At 37.7% G+C, this 15,741-nt stretch carries 15 protein-coding genes; 13 read left to right on the forward strand and 2 right to left on the reverse strand.

Features of this window, described 5'->3' with window-relative positions:
• Positions 1 to 6 precede the first annotated feature (6 nt).
• Entirely contained in the window at positions 7 to 342 is a 336-nt protein-coding gene (locus KHA88_RS13675) for a 2Fe-2S iron-sulfur cluster-binding protein (protein WP_213122226.1), read from the reverse strand.
• A gap of 222 nt (positions 343 to 564) precedes the next feature.
• On the opposite strand from KHA88_RS13675, the gene cdaS reads away from it, so the two are divergent.
• The 8 genes from cdaS to KHA88_RS13715 all read left to right on the forward strand — a co-directional run bounded on the left by cdaS (position 565) and on the right by KHA88_RS13715 (position 8,535).
• The gene (gene cdaS / locus KHA88_RS13680) at positions 565 to 1,185 is read left to right on the forward strand and encodes a sporulation-specific diadenylate cyclase CdaS (RefSeq protein ID WP_213122227.1); all 621 of its coding nucleotides are present in this window, start codon (positions 565 to 567) and stop codon (positions 1,183 to 1,185) included.
• Positions 1,186 to 1,365: 180 nt separating this feature from the next.
• Positions 1,366 to 2,235 carry a cation diffusion facilitator family transporter gene (locus KHA88_RS13685; RefSeq protein WP_213108017.1) on the forward strand — a complete coding sequence of 290 codons (870 nt, stop codon included), beginning with the start codon at positions 1,366 to 1,368 and terminating at the stop codon, positions 2,233 to 2,235.
• A 182-nt stretch (positions 2,236 to 2,417) separates the two neighbouring features.
• Positions 2,418 to 3,353 carry a DUF1259 domain-containing protein gene (locus tag KHA88_RS13690; protein ID WP_213098888.1) on the forward strand — a complete coding sequence of 312 codons (936 nt, stop codon included), beginning with the start codon at positions 2,418 to 2,420 and terminating at the stop codon, positions 3,351 to 3,353.
• A 381-nt stretch (positions 3,354 to 3,734) separates the two neighbouring features.
• Complete coding sequence (locus KHA88_RS13695) at positions 3,735 to 5,087, forward strand: ABC transporter substrate-binding protein (RefSeq protein ID WP_213098064.1); 1,353 nt, start codon at positions 3,735 to 3,737, stop codon at positions 5,085 to 5,087.
• A gap of 127 nt (positions 5,088 to 5,214) precedes the next feature.
• On the forward strand, positions 5,215 to 6,171 hold the full coding sequence (locus KHA88_RS13700; protein WP_249306041.1) for a carbohydrate ABC transporter permease: 957 nt from the start codon (positions 5,215 to 5,217) through the stop codon (positions 6,169 to 6,171).
• Between the two features lie 16 nt (positions 6,172 to 6,187).
• A complete protein-coding gene (locus KHA88_RS13705; protein ID WP_213098063.1) occupies positions 6,188 to 7,048 on the forward strand; it encodes a carbohydrate ABC transporter permease in 861 nt (286 codons plus the stop codon).
• Positions 7,049 to 7,123: 75 nt separating this feature from the next.
• Positions 7,124 to 8,227 (forward strand): Gfo/Idh/MocA family protein, encoded by a 1,104-nt coding sequence (locus KHA88_RS13710; RefSeq protein ID WP_249313119.1) that lies wholly within the window; start codon positions 7,124 to 7,126, stop codon positions 8,225 to 8,227.
• Positions 8,197 to 8,535, forward strand: coding sequence for a hypothetical protein (locus KHA88_RS13715; protein ID WP_213098062.1), 339 nt, complete (start codon positions 8,197 to 8,199; stop codon positions 8,533 to 8,535). The genes KHA88_RS13710 and KHA88_RS13715 overlap by 31 nt, the downstream gene beginning before the upstream one ends.
• Positions 8,536 to 8,628: 93 nt before the next feature.
• Here KHA88_RS13715 and KHA88_RS13720 read toward each other — a convergent pair whose 3' ends face one another.
• The gene (locus KHA88_RS13720) at positions 8,629 to 9,861 is read right to left on the reverse strand and encodes an MFS transporter (protein ID WP_249313121.1); all 1,233 of its coding nucleotides are present in this window, start codon (positions 9,859 to 9,861) and stop codon (positions 8,629 to 8,631) included.
• A 248-nt stretch (positions 9,862 to 10,109) separates the two neighbouring features.
• On the opposite strand from KHA88_RS13720, the gene KHA88_RS13725 reads away from it, so the two are divergent.
• The 5 genes from KHA88_RS13725 (at position 10,110) to KHA88_RS13745 (ending at position 15,715) form a co-directional block, all read left to right on the forward strand.
• A complete protein-coding gene (locus KHA88_RS13725; RefSeq protein ID WP_213122229.1) occupies positions 10,110 to 11,216 on the forward strand; it encodes a Gfo/Idh/MocA family protein in 1,107 nt (368 codons plus the stop codon).
• 56 nt (positions 11,217 to 11,272) lie between these two features.
• Complete coding sequence (locus KHA88_RS13730; protein WP_213098059.1) at positions 11,273 to 12,550, forward strand: extracellular solute-binding protein; 1,278 nt, start codon at positions 11,273 to 11,275, stop codon at positions 12,548 to 12,550.
• Between the two features lie 71 nt (positions 12,551 to 12,621).
• Positions 12,622 to 13,566, forward strand: coding sequence for a carbohydrate ABC transporter permease (locus KHA88_RS13735; protein WP_213098058.1), 945 nt, complete (start codon positions 12,622 to 12,624; stop codon positions 13,564 to 13,566).
• Positions 13,567 to 13,579: 13 nt separating this feature from the next.
• On the forward strand, positions 13,580 to 14,422 hold the full coding sequence (locus KHA88_RS13740) for a carbohydrate ABC transporter permease (RefSeq protein ID WP_213098057.1): 843 nt from the start codon (positions 13,580 to 13,582) through the stop codon (positions 14,420 to 14,422).
• A gap of 162 nt (positions 14,423 to 14,584) precedes the next feature.
• Positions 14,585 to 15,715 carry an MFS transporter gene (locus tag KHA88_RS13745; RefSeq protein ID WP_213122230.1) on the forward strand — a complete coding sequence of 377 codons (1,131 nt, stop codon included), beginning with the start codon at positions 14,585 to 14,587 and terminating at the stop codon, positions 15,713 to 15,715.
• The last annotated feature ends 26 nt before the right edge of the window (positions 15,716 to 15,741 follow it).

Genomic DNA, 15,741 nt, shown 5'->3' on the forward strand with positions numbered 1-15,741 from the left:
CCTTATTTAGTCAGCTGGCCTTGGTCCAGCTGACTTTCCAGTACTTTCTACTGTCATGATCGGGCGAACGGTTATATCACCATCCACACGAATTTGACAAGATAAGCGCAAACAATCTTCATACAAATTCTCATCAACGCCTTTATTTGCAAAGGCTTTTTTTTCTGTATTAGTTACCTCAAAAAAATTACCTGCTAATACTTCCACTCTACAAGTCGTACATTTTGCATTTCCCCCACAGCGATGGAGAATATTTACGCCGTTATCTTCTAGAGCCAATACTAATCTTTTTCCTTTTTCCACTTCAAAAGTTCCTCCATCGAATACTGTTACGTTAGGCATTTTTTATACCCTCCTCTATGATTGCAAACTCGCTAAAAGGCTTTTTTCAATACAATAGACGAATAAAAAATACTCATAAAGCCAAACTTTAAGTACCTTACTAAAATAGGGTGTGCACTAATGAATAATAATATTAATGCTAAGGCAGATATTTTGTTAAACAAGCATAAGCTGTAGAATCGCCAAGAAAAGGTAGTGGATCAAAAAAGGAGGTGCATCTCCGTGAATCGTGCGAATTGCGATTTTTCACCGATGAAACAAACATTAAAAGAGGAGATTCGCCAAGTAATAGCAGCGCTCCAGAATAATTTAGAATCCATGGACAATGAAGACTATTGTCTCCTTGGAAATTTTGAAAAAATCAAAGAAAGTTTTGCAGACATCGATATGAAAGCTGCTACGTTTTATCTGAATTGTTATTTGGCTCCATTTACGGATAAATATCCAGAGTTATCAATTTGCGTACAAAATATGTCTAATTTGAGACATGGTGGGCTAATTGTAATTCAACGGGAAGATTCTCTGGAATCTTTGATTAAACCGGGGATTTCAATCGGAGCGGAGTTAACCCATTCATTATTAGAATCCATTTTTTTTCCCGGAAACCCACTCCATGATGGCGCCGTAATGATAAGTTATAACCAGATCGTTTCCGCAGCGAATGTTCTTCCACTTTCAGGTAGATTTACAGGTGATAAAAAACTTGGTACACGTCATCGTGCTGCATTAGGTTTATCTGAACGAAGTGATGCACTCGTACTAGTAGTATCTGAGGAAACTGGCAGGGTTTCATTTTGCCTTAATGGAAATCTTTATCCAATTGCTACTCAAGGAGTTATATAAAACATAGGTATTACCCTATAAATAGACAAAAACCGTTCAAAAAGATGAACGGTTTTTTTGCACTAGGCAAACATTGTTCCTTGCCTTTTACTTATATAGAGCTATGAAACATGATTGCCGTAGACCCACTTGGGTATAGTTTGATAATATGTTCTAACAGCAATATGTGGAGGTAAGTAGATGGAACAAGCAAAATATCATGATTTAAAAATGGGAGAGCGCGGTGCAATTATCAGTATCTTCGCCTACATACTTCTATCCGTCTTAAAGATATTTATAGGCAACATGGCAAACTCAGAAGCCTTAAAAGCAGATGGATTTAACAATGCAACGGATATTATTGCCTCGATTGCGGTACTAATCGGGCTAAGATTATCCCAAAAACCCCCTGATGAAGATCATCCTTATGGTCATTGGAAAGCTGAAACAGTAGCTTCCTTGGTTGCCTCGTTTATTATGATAGCTGTTGGTATCCAAGTCTTATATGGAGCAATATCTTCCGTATTTAGTGTAAAGCAAGAATCTCCTAATTTAATTTCAGCTTGGACGGGGATGTTTAGTTCAGTAGTTATGTATATGGTTTATCGATATAATCGGAATTTAGGAAAGAAAATTAATAGCCAAGCCGTAATGGCAGCAGCTAAAGATAATTTGTCTGATGCATGGGTGAGTATTGGTGCGGTAATTGGAATTATCGGTTCGCAATTTAATCTTCCTTGGCTAGATCCAGTGACGGCTGTGATTGTAGGCCTGCTTATTTGTAAAACAGGCTGGGATATCTTTAGGAAAGCTTCTCATGATTTAACTGATGGTTATGATGAAGAACAATTAGGTATTTATCGAAAGTCCATTCTCAAAATACAAGGTGTCAAAGGAATAAAGGATATAAGAGCAAGGAAATATGGAAGTAATTCTGTTGTTGATGTTGTCATTATTGTAAATTCTAAATTGTTTATAGGTGCTGCCCATGATATTTCTGAACGTGTAGAAGAGGTATTAATGGAGGAGCATGATGTTTTTGAGGTGCACGTTCATGTAGAGCCAAATTAAAATGAATTTAAGAAAACTCGTCTCGGAATGAATGTTCATTTAGAGATGAGTTTTTATTTTTTGTTCAGAATATATTCAGTAGGTTGGACAATTGACTATCCAAATATCCCGGCAATACATACGATACAAAAGTTGTTCTAATTAAAAAAACTATTTGTAGGAGGAGTTTTCTTTTGAGAAAAATGGAAAAGAATCAATCTAAACTCTGTCGGGGATTTGCGAATATCCTTGGTTCCACTCCAAGTATTATTAATGGGGTTTGTACCGCGACGCGTTCAAGAACCAACTTTCACCCAATCGTTTTAGGAAGGAAAGCAGAATCCTTTATGTTTGTTCCCCAAGCTTTTTCGTTTGAAAATATGAATAGAGAGGGAAGGGCATTATGCCTCGGTGAGACTGTTCTTCTTCAAGAGGAAGTTAATCCATTTATGAGTAAGCTGAGAGAGCACGGTATTATTGTAACGGCTACACATAACCATTGGCTTTTTGATAAACCACGGCTTATGTATATGCATTTTGAAACGCTCGATGAACCACTTTCATTTGCTAGAAAAGTTAGAGATGCGATGACAGTGTTAGTTACACATAATGTCAGTGTTGAAACGAGTTTAAACAATGGTCAATCCGATTCGGATGAATCAAGTTCAGATGATATCAGTTTAATGACTGAAGAGAGTAATCCGACGAATCAGAATTTTGGCACGTCCAGCCTTTGTAATCAATTCAATCAAATTCTCGGTGGAACGATGCATACATTTGAAAACGGACAGTGCATAGTCATGAAATCCCGTTTAAATATCAAACCCGTCGTTCTTGGTAAACGTGGTCGGTCATTCCTACTTATCCCACAAATGTTTACGTTTGAATCGATGACAAGCGATGGTCGCGCACTATGTAGTGGAGAAACAGTGATCCTTCAATCTGAGCTTAATCCTTTTATCAGTAGGCTTCGTCAACATGGAATCATTGTGACAGCTTTTCACAACCATTGGTTATTCGAAAGACCACGCCTCATGTTTATACATTGGGAATCGATTGATAATCCACTTTCTTTTGCTAGGAAAACTAGGGACGCACTTAAAGTACTCACCACTAGAGAAATTCTTCCAAGAAGATAAAATTACTTTAAAAACTCTAAGCCAAAAATTAAAATTCATATCAGACTATTGGTCTGGTACGAATTTCTTTATAAAAAAATAGTTAATATTATAGCGCGAAAATGTGACTACAAGTGAACATTTTAATACAAATTGTCTATAAATGAAAAGTCGATATGACAACTGTAAAATTTTTCTTCCATCCTACCAAAATATGTGATAAAGTAAATAAAAATAAACTGAATATTTGAACGGTTACAAAATGTAAGCGTTATCTAGGGAGTTTGTTCCTATCCGATGAATAGGGAATTTTTTAAGGGGGTGGTGAAACAAAAAAATATAGAGGTAAGAAAACATAGTTATGAAAATCAACTGTTAAAATTTGAAAAGGGGGTAATTCGATTGAAAAGAGACTGGAAATTTCTAAAAGTCATCATGTTATTGCTCATTTTAACGTTATCAACTGCTTTGGCTGGATGTGGAGGATCAGAAACTGCTAATGGCGGTTCTGGAGGAAAAAAAGGCAAAACAACAGAGATTACATGGCTTGTTAGAACAGACCCGAATATGATCGAATGGGAAAAAGAAACAATTAGAAATTTCGAAGCGAAACACCCCGATATTAAAATTAAACTAGAAACGATTCCACAGGCTGAGATTGATCAGCGGTTATCGACAATGATTGCTAGTGGCAATGTTCCAGACGTATGGTCATCAAACTGGGCAGATTCTGGATTTGCTACTTATCGTCAAATGGGAGCATTGCTTGACTTAACGCCATATGTTGAAAATGACGCACAACAATTAAGCGGAATCCCTGAAAACTTAATGGATATTTATAAAATTGACGGAAAGATTTATGGAGTCCCAATGTTAAGTATTGGAAGCTTCCTGTTCTATAATAAAGATTTGTTGGACGAAGCAGGCTTGGAATATCCTCCAACTGATTGGAGCGACCATTCTTGGGATTGGGATAAAGCAATTGAATATGCACAGAAATTGACTAAAGATACAGGAAAAAGTAAAGACAAAATATACGGTATGCTAAATAACGTATCTCCGAACTTTAAAACTTGGAACTTTGGTGGAGACTTCTTCAAACCAGAAGCATATGAAACTGGCGATATGGGAGAACCCGCTGTTCTTGATAACCCGAGAAATGCTGAAGCCATTCAATTAAATGTTGATTTAGTTCATAAGTATAAAGTTTCTCCTAACCCTGCTGCACTCGATGCAGTTTCTCAACTTGGAGATCCATTTATGACTGGAAAAGTAGCGATGATAGTCAATGGTGGATGGGGCTTCTGGGCGTATAAACCCGCTGAATTTAATTGGGGAGTTGCTCCGATTCCTTATGCAGATGGTCGCCAAGTTCCACTATTTGTAGATCCTTGGAATATTAGTGCGAAAAGTAAACATCCAGATGAGTCTTGGGAATTTGTTAAATTCCTTGCGGATCCAGAGGGTGGAGCAAAATCATTTATGGAAGCAACAACAGCAACTCCGGCAGACACTACACTTTTAGAGGATTGGTATAAGCAAATGTCTGAGATCACTGGTATGCCTGTAGATGAAGTTAAACAAGTTAATGAAGGTGCTTTTGTAGAAGGACGTGAGGCAGATAATCACTTGATTAGTAAATTCTCAACGATTTCTACAACGATTAACCAAACAATGGATGCAGTAAATGAAGGGAAGAAAAGTGTAGAAGAAGGTTTGAAAGAAATCGATAAAAACCTCCGTTCACTTAAATAATAATAAGATACAAATCTAATATTATTATAAAGAGACTGTCCCCCAAGAGTGCTAGATCCTTCACAACTAGGGAAGAGAGGCTAGGCATTTGCGGGGGCAGCCTCTTTAATAAAACGGAGGGATTGAAATGAATACTGGTAACAATGTAGAAACCTCAATAAACCCAACGAAAATGGTTGGAAATAAAAGAAAACGATCCTCAGAAAAAATAAAGGAAGAAAGAGCCTTTTGGATTTTCATTTCCCCATGGGTAATTGGTTTTGTATTTTTTGTCGGGGGTCCAATTATAGCTTCCTTATTTTTAAGTTTTACTGAATATAATGTGATAGAGCCACCTTCATTCACAGGAATGAAAAACTTTTCTACACTTTTCAACGATAAGCTTTTTTATAAGTCTTTAACTGTAACAGCTTATTATGTTGTCCTTAATGTACCTTTTACGATTATTGCCGGACTTGCGTTTGCGGTTATGCTTAACCAAAAAGTAAAAGGACAAGCCTTTTTTAGAACGATGTATTATGCACCATCCGTTATTTCCGGCGTATCAGTTGCATTTCTTTGGTCATGGTTATTAAACCCGGATTTTGGAATCGTCAATGGATTCCTAAATGACTTTTTTGGAATTGATGGTCCGGGATGGTTTACTGATAGTAAAACAGTTATCCCTTCAATGGTCCTTATGCAGCTAACGGGTATTGGGGGAACGATGGTTATCTTTTTAGCTAGTTTGCAATCATTACCTACCGAGCTATATGAGGCCGCGGAAATAGATGGAGCCAGTAGATGGAAACAATTTATCAAAATTACTGTTCCTATCATCTCACCGGTCATTTTATTTAATTCGATAATGAGCATCATTGCTTCCTTTCAAATTTTCACACAGGCATATATCATTACAAAAGGTGGGCCTGATTGGATGTCCTATTTCTATGTACTCTATTTATTCGACACCGCCTTTGGGCAATTCAGAATGGGATATGCATCAGCTCAAGCATGGATATTATTTATCATCATCTTTAGCTTTACCATGCTATCCTTATGGGCTTCTAGAAAATTAGTACACTATGAATATGACGGAAAATAGATAGGAGGCGATCTTGATGCAATTAGCAAGGAGAAAAAGGACCTTTGGATTTGGTGAACTTAGTACGAGTGGAAAAATAGTTGTTTATGTTCTCTTGTTTCTTGGATTACTATTATTTGCATTTCCGGTTTTATGGATGTTGGCAACATCTGTAAAAACATTGGGTGGCGTACATAAACAAACACTTTTCCCCGAAACCTTTGAATGGCGAAATTACGTAGAAATATTCGATGTTGCTCCGATGGGGATGTATTTATGGAATACTTCCTGGTATACCCTCATATGTGTAATTGGTGCAGCATTCTCATCATCACTAGTTGCATTCGGTTTTGCCAGATTACGAGCTCGGGGAAGCTTAATCTTGTTTGGTATCGTTTTAAGCACGATGATGATACCTTCACAGGTAACGATGATTCCTCAATATTTATTGTTTACTAAACTAGGATGGGCAGATTCTTACTTGCCGTTAATCATTCCTTCTTTTGGAGGAAGCGCATTTCTAATCTTTTTATTAAGACAATTTTACATGGGCATCCCACGTGAACTAGATGAAGCAGTTAAAATTGATGGTGGTGGCTATTTCACCATGTATTTCCGAATCATTTTACCTTTATCAATTCCAGCGCTTGCAACGGCGGGGATTATGGAGTTTATGTACCGTTGGAATGACCTAATGGGACCATTAATTTACTTAAGTACCCAAACAAAATACCCGCTATCACTAGGGTTGGCAAACTTTCAGGCTGCGTACGCAGCCACACCATGGAATCTGTTAATGGCTGCATCGTTAGTGGCTGTATTGCCACCATTATTGTTATTCTTCTTCTGTCAAAAATACTTTATTCAAGGGATTGTCATTTCAGGTACAAAAGGATAACACGCGGGGCACAAAGATTATCTTTGTGTCCTAAATTGTGCAGTTGAAAAAATTCTAAAAATGGAGGTTTTTATTTTGAATAATAAAGTAAAAGTTGCCTTATTAGGATCGGGCTTTATTGCGGATATTCATATGGAATCGTATGCTAGATTCGTTCCAGATGCCGAGATTGTTGCCGTTTTTTCGCGTAATAGTGAAAATGCAGAAAAATTTGCATCGAAGCACGGAATTGCAAACTGGTATACCGATATTGATCTACTATTGTCTGAATCAGATTGCGATGTAGTCGATATTTGTTTGCCCAACTTTCTTCATGCTGAAACGACCATCAAGGCAGCAAAAGCTGGTAAACATATTATCATTGAAAAACCGCTCTGTGTAACGCTTGAAGAAGCCGATGAAATGATAAAAACGTGCAAGGAATATAATCGAAAGCTGATGTACGCAGAAGAATTATGCTTCGCTCCTAAATATGAGAGAGTCCGTAAGTTGGTCGAAAGTGGTGCAATCGGTGACGTATATATGCTGAAGAACAGTGAAAAACATTCCGGTCCACATAGTGATTGGTTTTGGGATGTAAATCTCTCTGGCGGCGGCGCACTGATGGATTTAGGCTGCCATGCTATGCAGTGGTTCCGCTGGATGCTTGGAGGAAAGCCAAAAGTAAAAAGTGTGTATGCTAATATGTCAACCGTGCTCCATAAAGATAAAACGGATGGCGAAGATAATGTTGTTGCAATTGTGGAATTCGAAAATGGCTGCATTGGAATCGCTGAAGATAGCTGGGCAAAGCATGGCGGGATGGATGATAAAATCGAAGTATATGGAACGGAAGGAGTTTCATATGCAGATCTATTTATCGGCAACTCTTCATTAACATATAGTAAGAATGGTTATGACTATGCATTGGAAAAAATGGACTCCACACAAGGCTGGACGTTCACTATTTTTGAAGAAGCATTCAACCAAGGTTATCCTCAAGAATTAAAACATTTTATCGAATGTGTGAAATACGATAAAGAACCATTGGTTACTGGAGAAGACGGGCGTGCTGTTTTAGAAATGATTCATGCTGCATATGAATCGGCACGTACAGGGGAAAAAGTCATGCTTCCATTTCATAAAAAAGTAGATAAGCCAATTGATTTATGGTTGAAAAAAGAGCAATCGGTCAATTAGTAGTAAAAACATCTCTCAATGGGGAGATGTTTTTTGATTTTATTATTTTTGACGACATCATCACCGGTTTGGACGTCGTCAGTTTTGATTTTATAATATTTGACGACGTCATTCCTGGTTTGGGCGTCGTCAATTTTGATTTTATAACATTTGACGACGTCATTCTTGGTTTGGGCGTCGTCAGTTTTGATTTTATAACATTTGACGACGTCATTCCTGGTTTGGACGTCGTCAATTTTGATTTTATAACATTTGACGACGTCATTCCTGGTTTGGACGTCGTCAGTTTTGATTTTATAAATATTTGACGACGTCATTCCTGGTTTGAACGTTTCTAGTTTTAATTCTCTTACATTTGATTAATAAATACACCTCGGGGTTTTTATCATCCGAGGCGATTTTCATGCTTTCAATAATCTTTTCTTTTGCGAAAATGGTTTTGTTAAGTAAAGTAATATCCCAATATTAATCATCAATGCGCAAATCATAACTATGAATGGGATTCTTGGATCCATCCTATAGGCTAAGCCTCCAATGATCCCTGCAGGAGAAATGAACAATAATAAGAAAACTTGTAAAATAGAAAACATATTTGCCCGATTTTCGTCTTCAATTGCATTAGCAATCGCTGTTTCCAAATAAGGGTTGGCCAAAAGCATTCCAGCCGCTGATAAGATTGCACTCACAATAAGCGTCAACATACTTTTGCCATTCGTCAAAATAAGAATTAAATTTGCACAAATAGAAAGTGAAAATCCAACCATCATATAATAATAATTGAACTCTTGCTTAAAACGCGGGATAACAAATATTAGTAAAATCAACATACAAACAGAAGAAATGGCCGGGAATAATGAAATAGTCGACTCGGGTACTGACAATGCCTCTACTAAATAAACAAACAGATACGTATTTTGCATAATAAGTTGGAAGTTAAATAGAATGTATACTGCAAAAATTAATAGTAGACCGTTATTTTTCGTTATCTTTTTTAGGATGGTGCCATATTCAGAAAATGTACTTTTTAAAGATAATTGCGCTGACTCTTGGCGCTTCATTATGCCAATTTCGGTTTCATGTGTCATATAATGGCGGCTAATAATCATCGTTAACATGCCAATAAAAGCCATGACATACATGATTCGAACGGCTGGGATTAAGGTGAAGTGACTGACTAATAATCCGCCAAGCGGCGCAAATAATCCGCCAACAACTCCGATAAATTGCAGAATGGTAAATACAATTGATCTTTTATTCGGTTCGGTGTCTTCGACTAATAAGCATGTCCATGCTGTGTGCGGTATTTTTTGAAATCCATTAAAAATAATTGCAAAAATAAAAAACCATATATTTTGAGAAACAGCCCAAATAAGTACGGCTAAAGGCCAACTAATCAAATCAAAGATGAGTAATGCCTTTCTTCTACCTAAACGATCGGTTAAAAATCCACTAATTAAAGACGTGAAAATTTGAACGATTAATCCGAGACTTGCGATAAAGCCAATCTGTGTTTCGGTCACTCCAAGCGCTAACATGTAAACGGATGCATAAGTGATAAACAAACTGTGCGGAATAATAAATAATGGCTCAACGATCATGCAAGCACGAGCGTTACCAGTAATTTTCTTGAACATAACGTATTTCCTCATTTCATATAAATAAAAGCCATCATAATAAAATAGTATATTCCCATTTTCGTATTTAGTATAGATACTAAGAGATAAATAGTTTGAATAGTGCCAAAAAAATTATACAAAAATGTGAAAAAATAGTGAAAAATTGAATAACTTTGCTATAATAGAAATTACTTTCCAAAAGATTGTTGAAGAAAGGGAGGGGAATTTGTCGGGATTCTAATTATTCACAGATTAAGGGGGATTTTATGAAAAGCGTTAAAGTGGGGATTATTGGTTGTGGAAATATTAGCAGTATTTATTGTCAGGCTGGACAAAAATTTGACATTCTAGATATTGTCGCTGTTGCAGACTTAGATTATGATCGAGCAAAAGCGCGTGCTGAAGAATATCAAATACCAAAGGCGTATACAGTTGAAGAACTTCTTGCTGATCCTACTATTGAAATCGTTATCAATCTGACAATTCCGAAAGCACATGCTGAGGTTTGTATTGCTGCACTTGAAGCTGGAAAACATGTATATGTTGAAAAACCATTGGCAGTCACAAGAGAAGATGGACAAAGACTCTTACATATAGCCGAGGAAAAGGGATTATTAGTTGGAGGGGCTCCTGATACCTTTTTAGGCGGAGGAATCCAAACTTGCAGGAAGATAATAGATGATGGAGTGATTGGTGAGGTTATTGGGGCAACTGCATTCATGCTGCACTCCGGGCATGAAAGCTGGCATCCTGATCCTGCATTTTTTTATCAAACAGGTGGAGGGCCAATGTTTGATATGGGACCCTACTATGTAACTGCACTCATAAATTTAATTGGGCCCATTCGTAGGGTTACAGGATCAGCGAGAATAACTCATGCTGAAAGGACCATCACGAGCAAACCGAAAAACGGCCAAAAAATTACTGTAGAAGTACCTACTCATATTACAGGGGTGCTCGATTTTGAAAACGGTGCCATTGGAACGATGATTACTAGTTTTGATGTAGCAGGGGGATCGAAGCTTCCAAATATCGAAATTTATGGCTCTAAAGGCACCATCATAGTGCCGGATCCAAATACATTTGGCGGTCCTGTTTTACTAAGGAAACATGGCAGTCAAGAATGGGAAGAAGTACCGTTGACACATGGGTATACAGATAATAGTAGAGGTGTTGGAGTGGCTGATATGGCCTATGCAATTAGAAGTGGCAGAAGTCATCGGGCAAACGGTCATTTGGCGTTTCACGTGCTGGATGTCATGCATGGGATTCATGATGCATCCGCTAGTAATACTCACTATGAATTAGCAAGTACTTGTGAACAGCCAAAGCCATTGCCAGTTGGACTTAAGGAATATACATTGGACGAGTAATGATCGTAATCTATGAAAATCAAATTCAACTTAAGGCTAAAAAAGGGGGAATAAAAATGGGGAAGAAAAAGTCATTTTTAAAAATGTTCTCATTAGTGCTTGCAAGTTTATTACTTCTAGTAGGGATAGCTGGATGCTCAAGCTCGAAAGAAAGCGGAGGAAAAGGTGGAAAAACTAAATTAACGATCTGGCTATGGCCTGGTATGGGTTTTGAAGAACAAATTAAAGAATATGCGAAGGAAAACGATATCGAGGTTGATATTCAACTTTCTGAATTTGCAGACGTTCACAGTAATTTAACAACAGCATTGGCTGCAGGATCAGGTGCACCAGATATTTCAGCCGTTGAAGTTAAAGGAATTGATAAAGTAAAAGGAACTCCCGATCATTTTCATAACCTATTAGATTTAGGTGCAGAAGAGGTAAAAGATAATTATTTGGATTGGAAATGGCAACAGGCTCTAACACCCGATGGTAAACATTTATTAGGTCTTCCAACAGACATAGGTCCAATGGCGATGGTCTATCGTACTGATGTATTCGCAGAAGCAGGCCTACCAACTGATCCAGAAGAAGTGACACAATTAATTCAAACTTGGGATGATTTTATTAATGTTGGTAAGGATATTCGTGCAAAAGCAGGTAAAGCAATGATTCCAAGTGCTGCAAGTCTATACTCAGTAATGGAAGGTCAAGACACGCAAAAATATTGGGATGATAAAGGAAACCTAATTGTTGAGACAAACCCGCAGATCAAAAAAGCATTCGACTATGCCGCTAAAGCAGTTGAAGCAAAAATTACTGCTGATGTCGAAGCTTTCTCAACAGAATGGGGAGCAGCAATGGAAAAGGGTGATTTTGCAGTACAATTAGCCCCTGCTTGGATGATTGGAAGAATTAAAGAAACAGATACGAGCGGAAAATGGAATATCGCATTAATGCCTGAAGGTTCAGGTAACTGGGGCGGTTCTTTCTTAACTATTCCAAAAGAGTCAAAAAATCAAGAAGAAGCGTACAAGCTAATTAAATGGTTGCTTTCACCTGAACAACAACTAGCGACGTTTAAACATTTTGGAAACTTCCCATCTACTCCTGGAATATATGATGATGCTGCTCTCCAAGACGAAACGGACGACTTCTTCAGTGGTGCACATGTAGGGAAAATTTATGCTGAGGCTGCTAAGAAAGTTACTCCAGTTATTGAAGGTCCAGATTCTATTCTCGTAGAAGAAATCATGACTGATGCAGTGACGAGGGTTGAAAAAGGACAGGAAGATGCTGAAAAGAGTTGGAAGACTGCAATGGAGGAGTTAGACAGACAGCTTAATAGATAATAGTAAACATTGAGAGACTGACCTAATGGTTAGTCTCTCAACAATATAATGATGTCAAAGGGGGCTGCTTTATGAGTGCGGGCGTGGAAGTGGGGAAAAATGTCAACCGAGTGACTAAAACAAAGAAAAGACATAAGCAAAGTGTAAAGGACACAATCTCTGCATACATATATATCGCTCCTTTTTTTATCTTATTTGGAGTGTTTGGCGTCTTTCCGATTATTTATACCGGCTTTATTTCTTTTCATAAATGGAATATTCTAGGTGAAAAAACATTCGTTGGCTTTAGAAACTATCAACTTTTATTTAGTGATCCATTATTTTTAAAGTCTCTCGTTAATACATTTAGTATTTGGATTTTGTCAACGTTGCCACAATTATTTCTTGCTTTAGTTCTAGCATTTATGCTCAACCAAGCCTTTTTGAAAGGTAAACAATTTTTTAGATTAGCTGTTTTCCTTCCGAATATTACTTCAGTTGTAGCGGTTGCTATTATTTTCTCGGCTATGTTCGGTCAACATTACGGTGTTTTAAACTACCTCCTTTCTTTCTTTGGTGTCAGTCCAATAGATTGGAAAGGATCCGTCATGGGGACTTATGTGGCTATTTCTGCAATGGTTATGTGGAGATGGACAGGCTATAACTCGATTATTTATCTTGCCGCATTACAAAGTATTCCAAAGGAATTATATGAGGCCGCTACGATTGATGGGGCGTCTAAAGTACAACAATTCTTTCACATAACAATTCCTATGGTACGCCCTATGATTATTTTTACCGTTATTTTATCTACAATCGGTGGTATGCAAATATTTGCTGAACCAATGATGTTTGCTGGATCAGGTGGGGGAAGTATCAATCAAGGTTTGACAATTACATTGTATTTATACGAAGAAGCATTTGTCCGGAACTCATTTGGATATGCATCTGCAATCGCTTGGATGCTATTTTTCATCATCGTAGCATTCTCTTTAGTTAACTTATTTATAACGAATAGAATTAAATCTGCAGAGTGAGGAGCCGGTAAAAATGAATGAAGCGAAGAAAAAGCGATACACCATCGGGGATATTCTTACGTATGTTTTTTTATCAATACTGACCATTTTTTCGGTCTTTCCATTCTATTGGATGTTTGTCATTGGTTCCAACCAAACAAATGCGATTAATAAATTCCCACCCAAAATGGTGCCAGGGATGAATTTTATTGAAAATGCATTGAAGGTTTTTGAAAAAATTGATTTTTTAAAGTCAGTATTTAATTCCTTTGTTGTTTCGGGTTTAATTACATTGTCTGTTTTATTCTTTTGTTCTTTGGCGGGTTTCGCCTTTGCAAAACTTCAGTTTAAAGGGCGAAAGCAACTCTTCATTTTCGTCATTGCTACAATGATGGTACCTGCACAATTAGGATTAATACCGATGTATATGATCATCAGTAAATTAGGATGGATCAATTCTCTTAATGCCGTCATTGTCCCTGGAATGGTGAATGCCTTTGGAGTCTTTTGGATGAGACAATATATTAGTGCAACTATACCAAATGAATTGATAGATGCTGGGAGGGTGGATGGCTGCTCTAACTTCCGCTTATATTGGAATGTTACGCTTCCAAGTATCCGTCCCGCAATGGCCACGCTTGGTTTAATCACATTCATGAACGTATGGAATGATTTCCTATGGCCATTGGTTGTTCTAAAAGATAAAAGTGTGCATACAATTCAAATTGCACTTAGAACTTTAAATGGTGCTTATTATCAAGATTATGCAATGATTTTGGCAGGTACTTTTATGGCGACTTTACCGATATTGGTTGTTTTCCTTCTATTTAGTAAACAATTTATCGCGGGTCTTACTGAAGGTGCTGTGAAGAGTTAATCATATAAAAACAATTATACGTACATATGAATAGTGCGTATAGAATCGAGAAAGCGAGTCCGTACGCGGAAGCTTTCTCCTTTTGTTGTCTAGAAAGGGCTATAGAGCTCTAGGAGTGTGTTTATGAAGTCATCTGGAAGAGTTTTATTTTATATCGTGACAATGATGTACTGGTTTTCGATGTATACATATGTTCCAATTCTTTCTCCGTATGTAGAACATCTTGGCGGGTCAATTTTTATGATTGGCCTTGTTGTTGGAAGTTACGGATTTACACAGCTGCTTGTCCGGATTCCTTTAGGGATTTGGTCGGACCGGATTGGTAAGCGCAAGCTGTTTATTATCGCGGGAATCGCCTGCGCTGTATTAAGCAGTTTAGGGCTGGCTTTGACTACAAATGTTTGGATGATTTTTGGTTTTCGCTCACTAGCGGGTGTTGCTGCTGCAAGTTGGGTAGCATTTACCGTTTTGTTTGCAAGCTATTTTGAGCCAGATGAAGCACCAAAAGCAATGGGACTTATTAGTTTTTATACAAGTATGGGACAAATGGCGGCAACAACGATTGGCGGCTTTTTAGCCGAATATATTAGTTGGAGTGCGCCATTCTATATGGGGGCTTTGGTTGGATTAATTGGTTTGATACTTGCTTTGAAACTCGTAGAAAAACCTGCCGAGGTTAAAAGGAAGCCAGTTGAAGTGAGTGAACTCCTAAAAATGGGCGGAGAAAAGTTATTACTGTCTGTTTCATTGCTCGCTATTATCGTGCAGTGTATCACATTTACCACCATGTTCGGCTTTACACCGCTCCATGCTGTAAGCTTAGGCGCGTCAAATGCCGATTTAAGTATTTTAACTTTATTATCTACCCTTCCCAATGCAATCGCTGGCTATATGAGTGGAAGTTTTTTTGTTCGAAAGTTCGGAGAAAGACGGACTATTTTGATTGGCTTTTTAGCTGCAGCCATCTGTACGATCATTCTACCTTTTACAAACAGCTTTATTGTATTAGTCATCACTCAGGCATTTAATGGATTTGGGCAAGGATTGATGCTTCCTGTTTTAATGGGACTTGCCATTCAGTCAGTGAATGAAGAAAGAAGAGCTTCGGCAATGGGATTTTTTCAGGCGCTATATTCACTTGGTATGTTCGGTGGTCCGTTTATCGCGGGCTGGATTGGCGAATGGGCAAGCCTTTCGAGCGGCTTTATCATGATTGGCGGGCTAAGTTTGGTTGGTGCCATATTAACCCTTAAGTGGATGCCAAATAGAAGTTTCAAACAAAAAATGGGGTAATTAAAGGAGTATTGGGTTTTCCGTAG

Source organism: Lederbergia citrea (assembly GCF_018343525.1).
Lineage (GTDB): Bacteria > Bacillota > Bacilli > Bacillales > Bacillaceae_C > Lederbergia > Lederbergia citrea.

What these genes read in the sequence shown, in the direction of transcription:
- KHA88_RS13740 (WP_213098057.1), top strand. Translation starts at nt 13,580, where the DNA reads ATGAATGAAGCGAAGAAAAAGCGATACACCATCGGGGATATTCTTACG.
- KHA88_RS13700 (WP_249306041.1), top strand. Translation starts at nt 5,215, where the DNA reads ATGAATACTGGTAACAATGTAGAAACCTCAATAAACCCAACGAAAATG.
- KHA88_RS13730 (WP_213098059.1), top strand. Translation starts at nt 11,273, where the DNA reads ATGGGGAAGAAAAAGTCATTTTTAAAAATGTTCTCATTAGTGCTTGCA.
- KHA88_RS13675 (WP_213122226.1), bottom strand. Translation starts at nt 342, where the DNA reads ATGCCTAACGTAACAGTATTCGATGGAGGAACTTTTGAAGTGGAAAAA.
- KHA88_RS13745 (WP_213122230.1), top strand. Translation starts at nt 14,585, where the DNA reads ATGATGTACTGGTTTTCGATGTATACATATGTTCCAATTCTTTCTCCG.
- KHA88_RS13725 (WP_213122229.1), top strand. Translation starts at nt 10,110, where the DNA reads ATGAAAAGCGTTAAAGTGGGGATTATTGGTTGTGGAAATATTAGCAGT.
- KHA88_RS13720 (WP_249313121.1), bottom strand. Translation starts at nt 9,861, where the DNA reads ATGTTCAAGAAAATTACTGGTAACGCTCGTGCTTGCATGATCGTTGAG.
- KHA88_RS13685 (WP_213108017.1), top strand. Translation starts at nt 1,366, where the DNA reads ATGGAACAAGCAAAATATCATGATTTAAAAATGGGAGAGCGCGGTGCA.
- KHA88_RS13705 (WP_213098063.1), top strand. Translation starts at nt 6,188, where the DNA reads ATGCAATTAGCAAGGAGAAAAAGGACCTTTGGATTTGGTGAACTTAGT.
- KHA88_RS13735 (WP_213098058.1), top strand. Translation starts at nt 12,622, where the DNA reads ATGAGTGCGGGCGTGGAAGTGGGGAAAAATGTCAACCGAGTGACTAAA.
- KHA88_RS13690 (WP_213098888.1), top strand. Translation starts at nt 2,418, where the DNA reads ATGGAAAAGAATCAATCTAAACTCTGTCGGGGATTTGCGAATATCCTT.
- KHA88_RS13715 (WP_213098062.1), top strand. Translation starts at nt 8,197, where the DNA reads ATGGTTGAAAAAAGAGCAATCGGTCAATTAGTAGTAAAAACATCTCTC.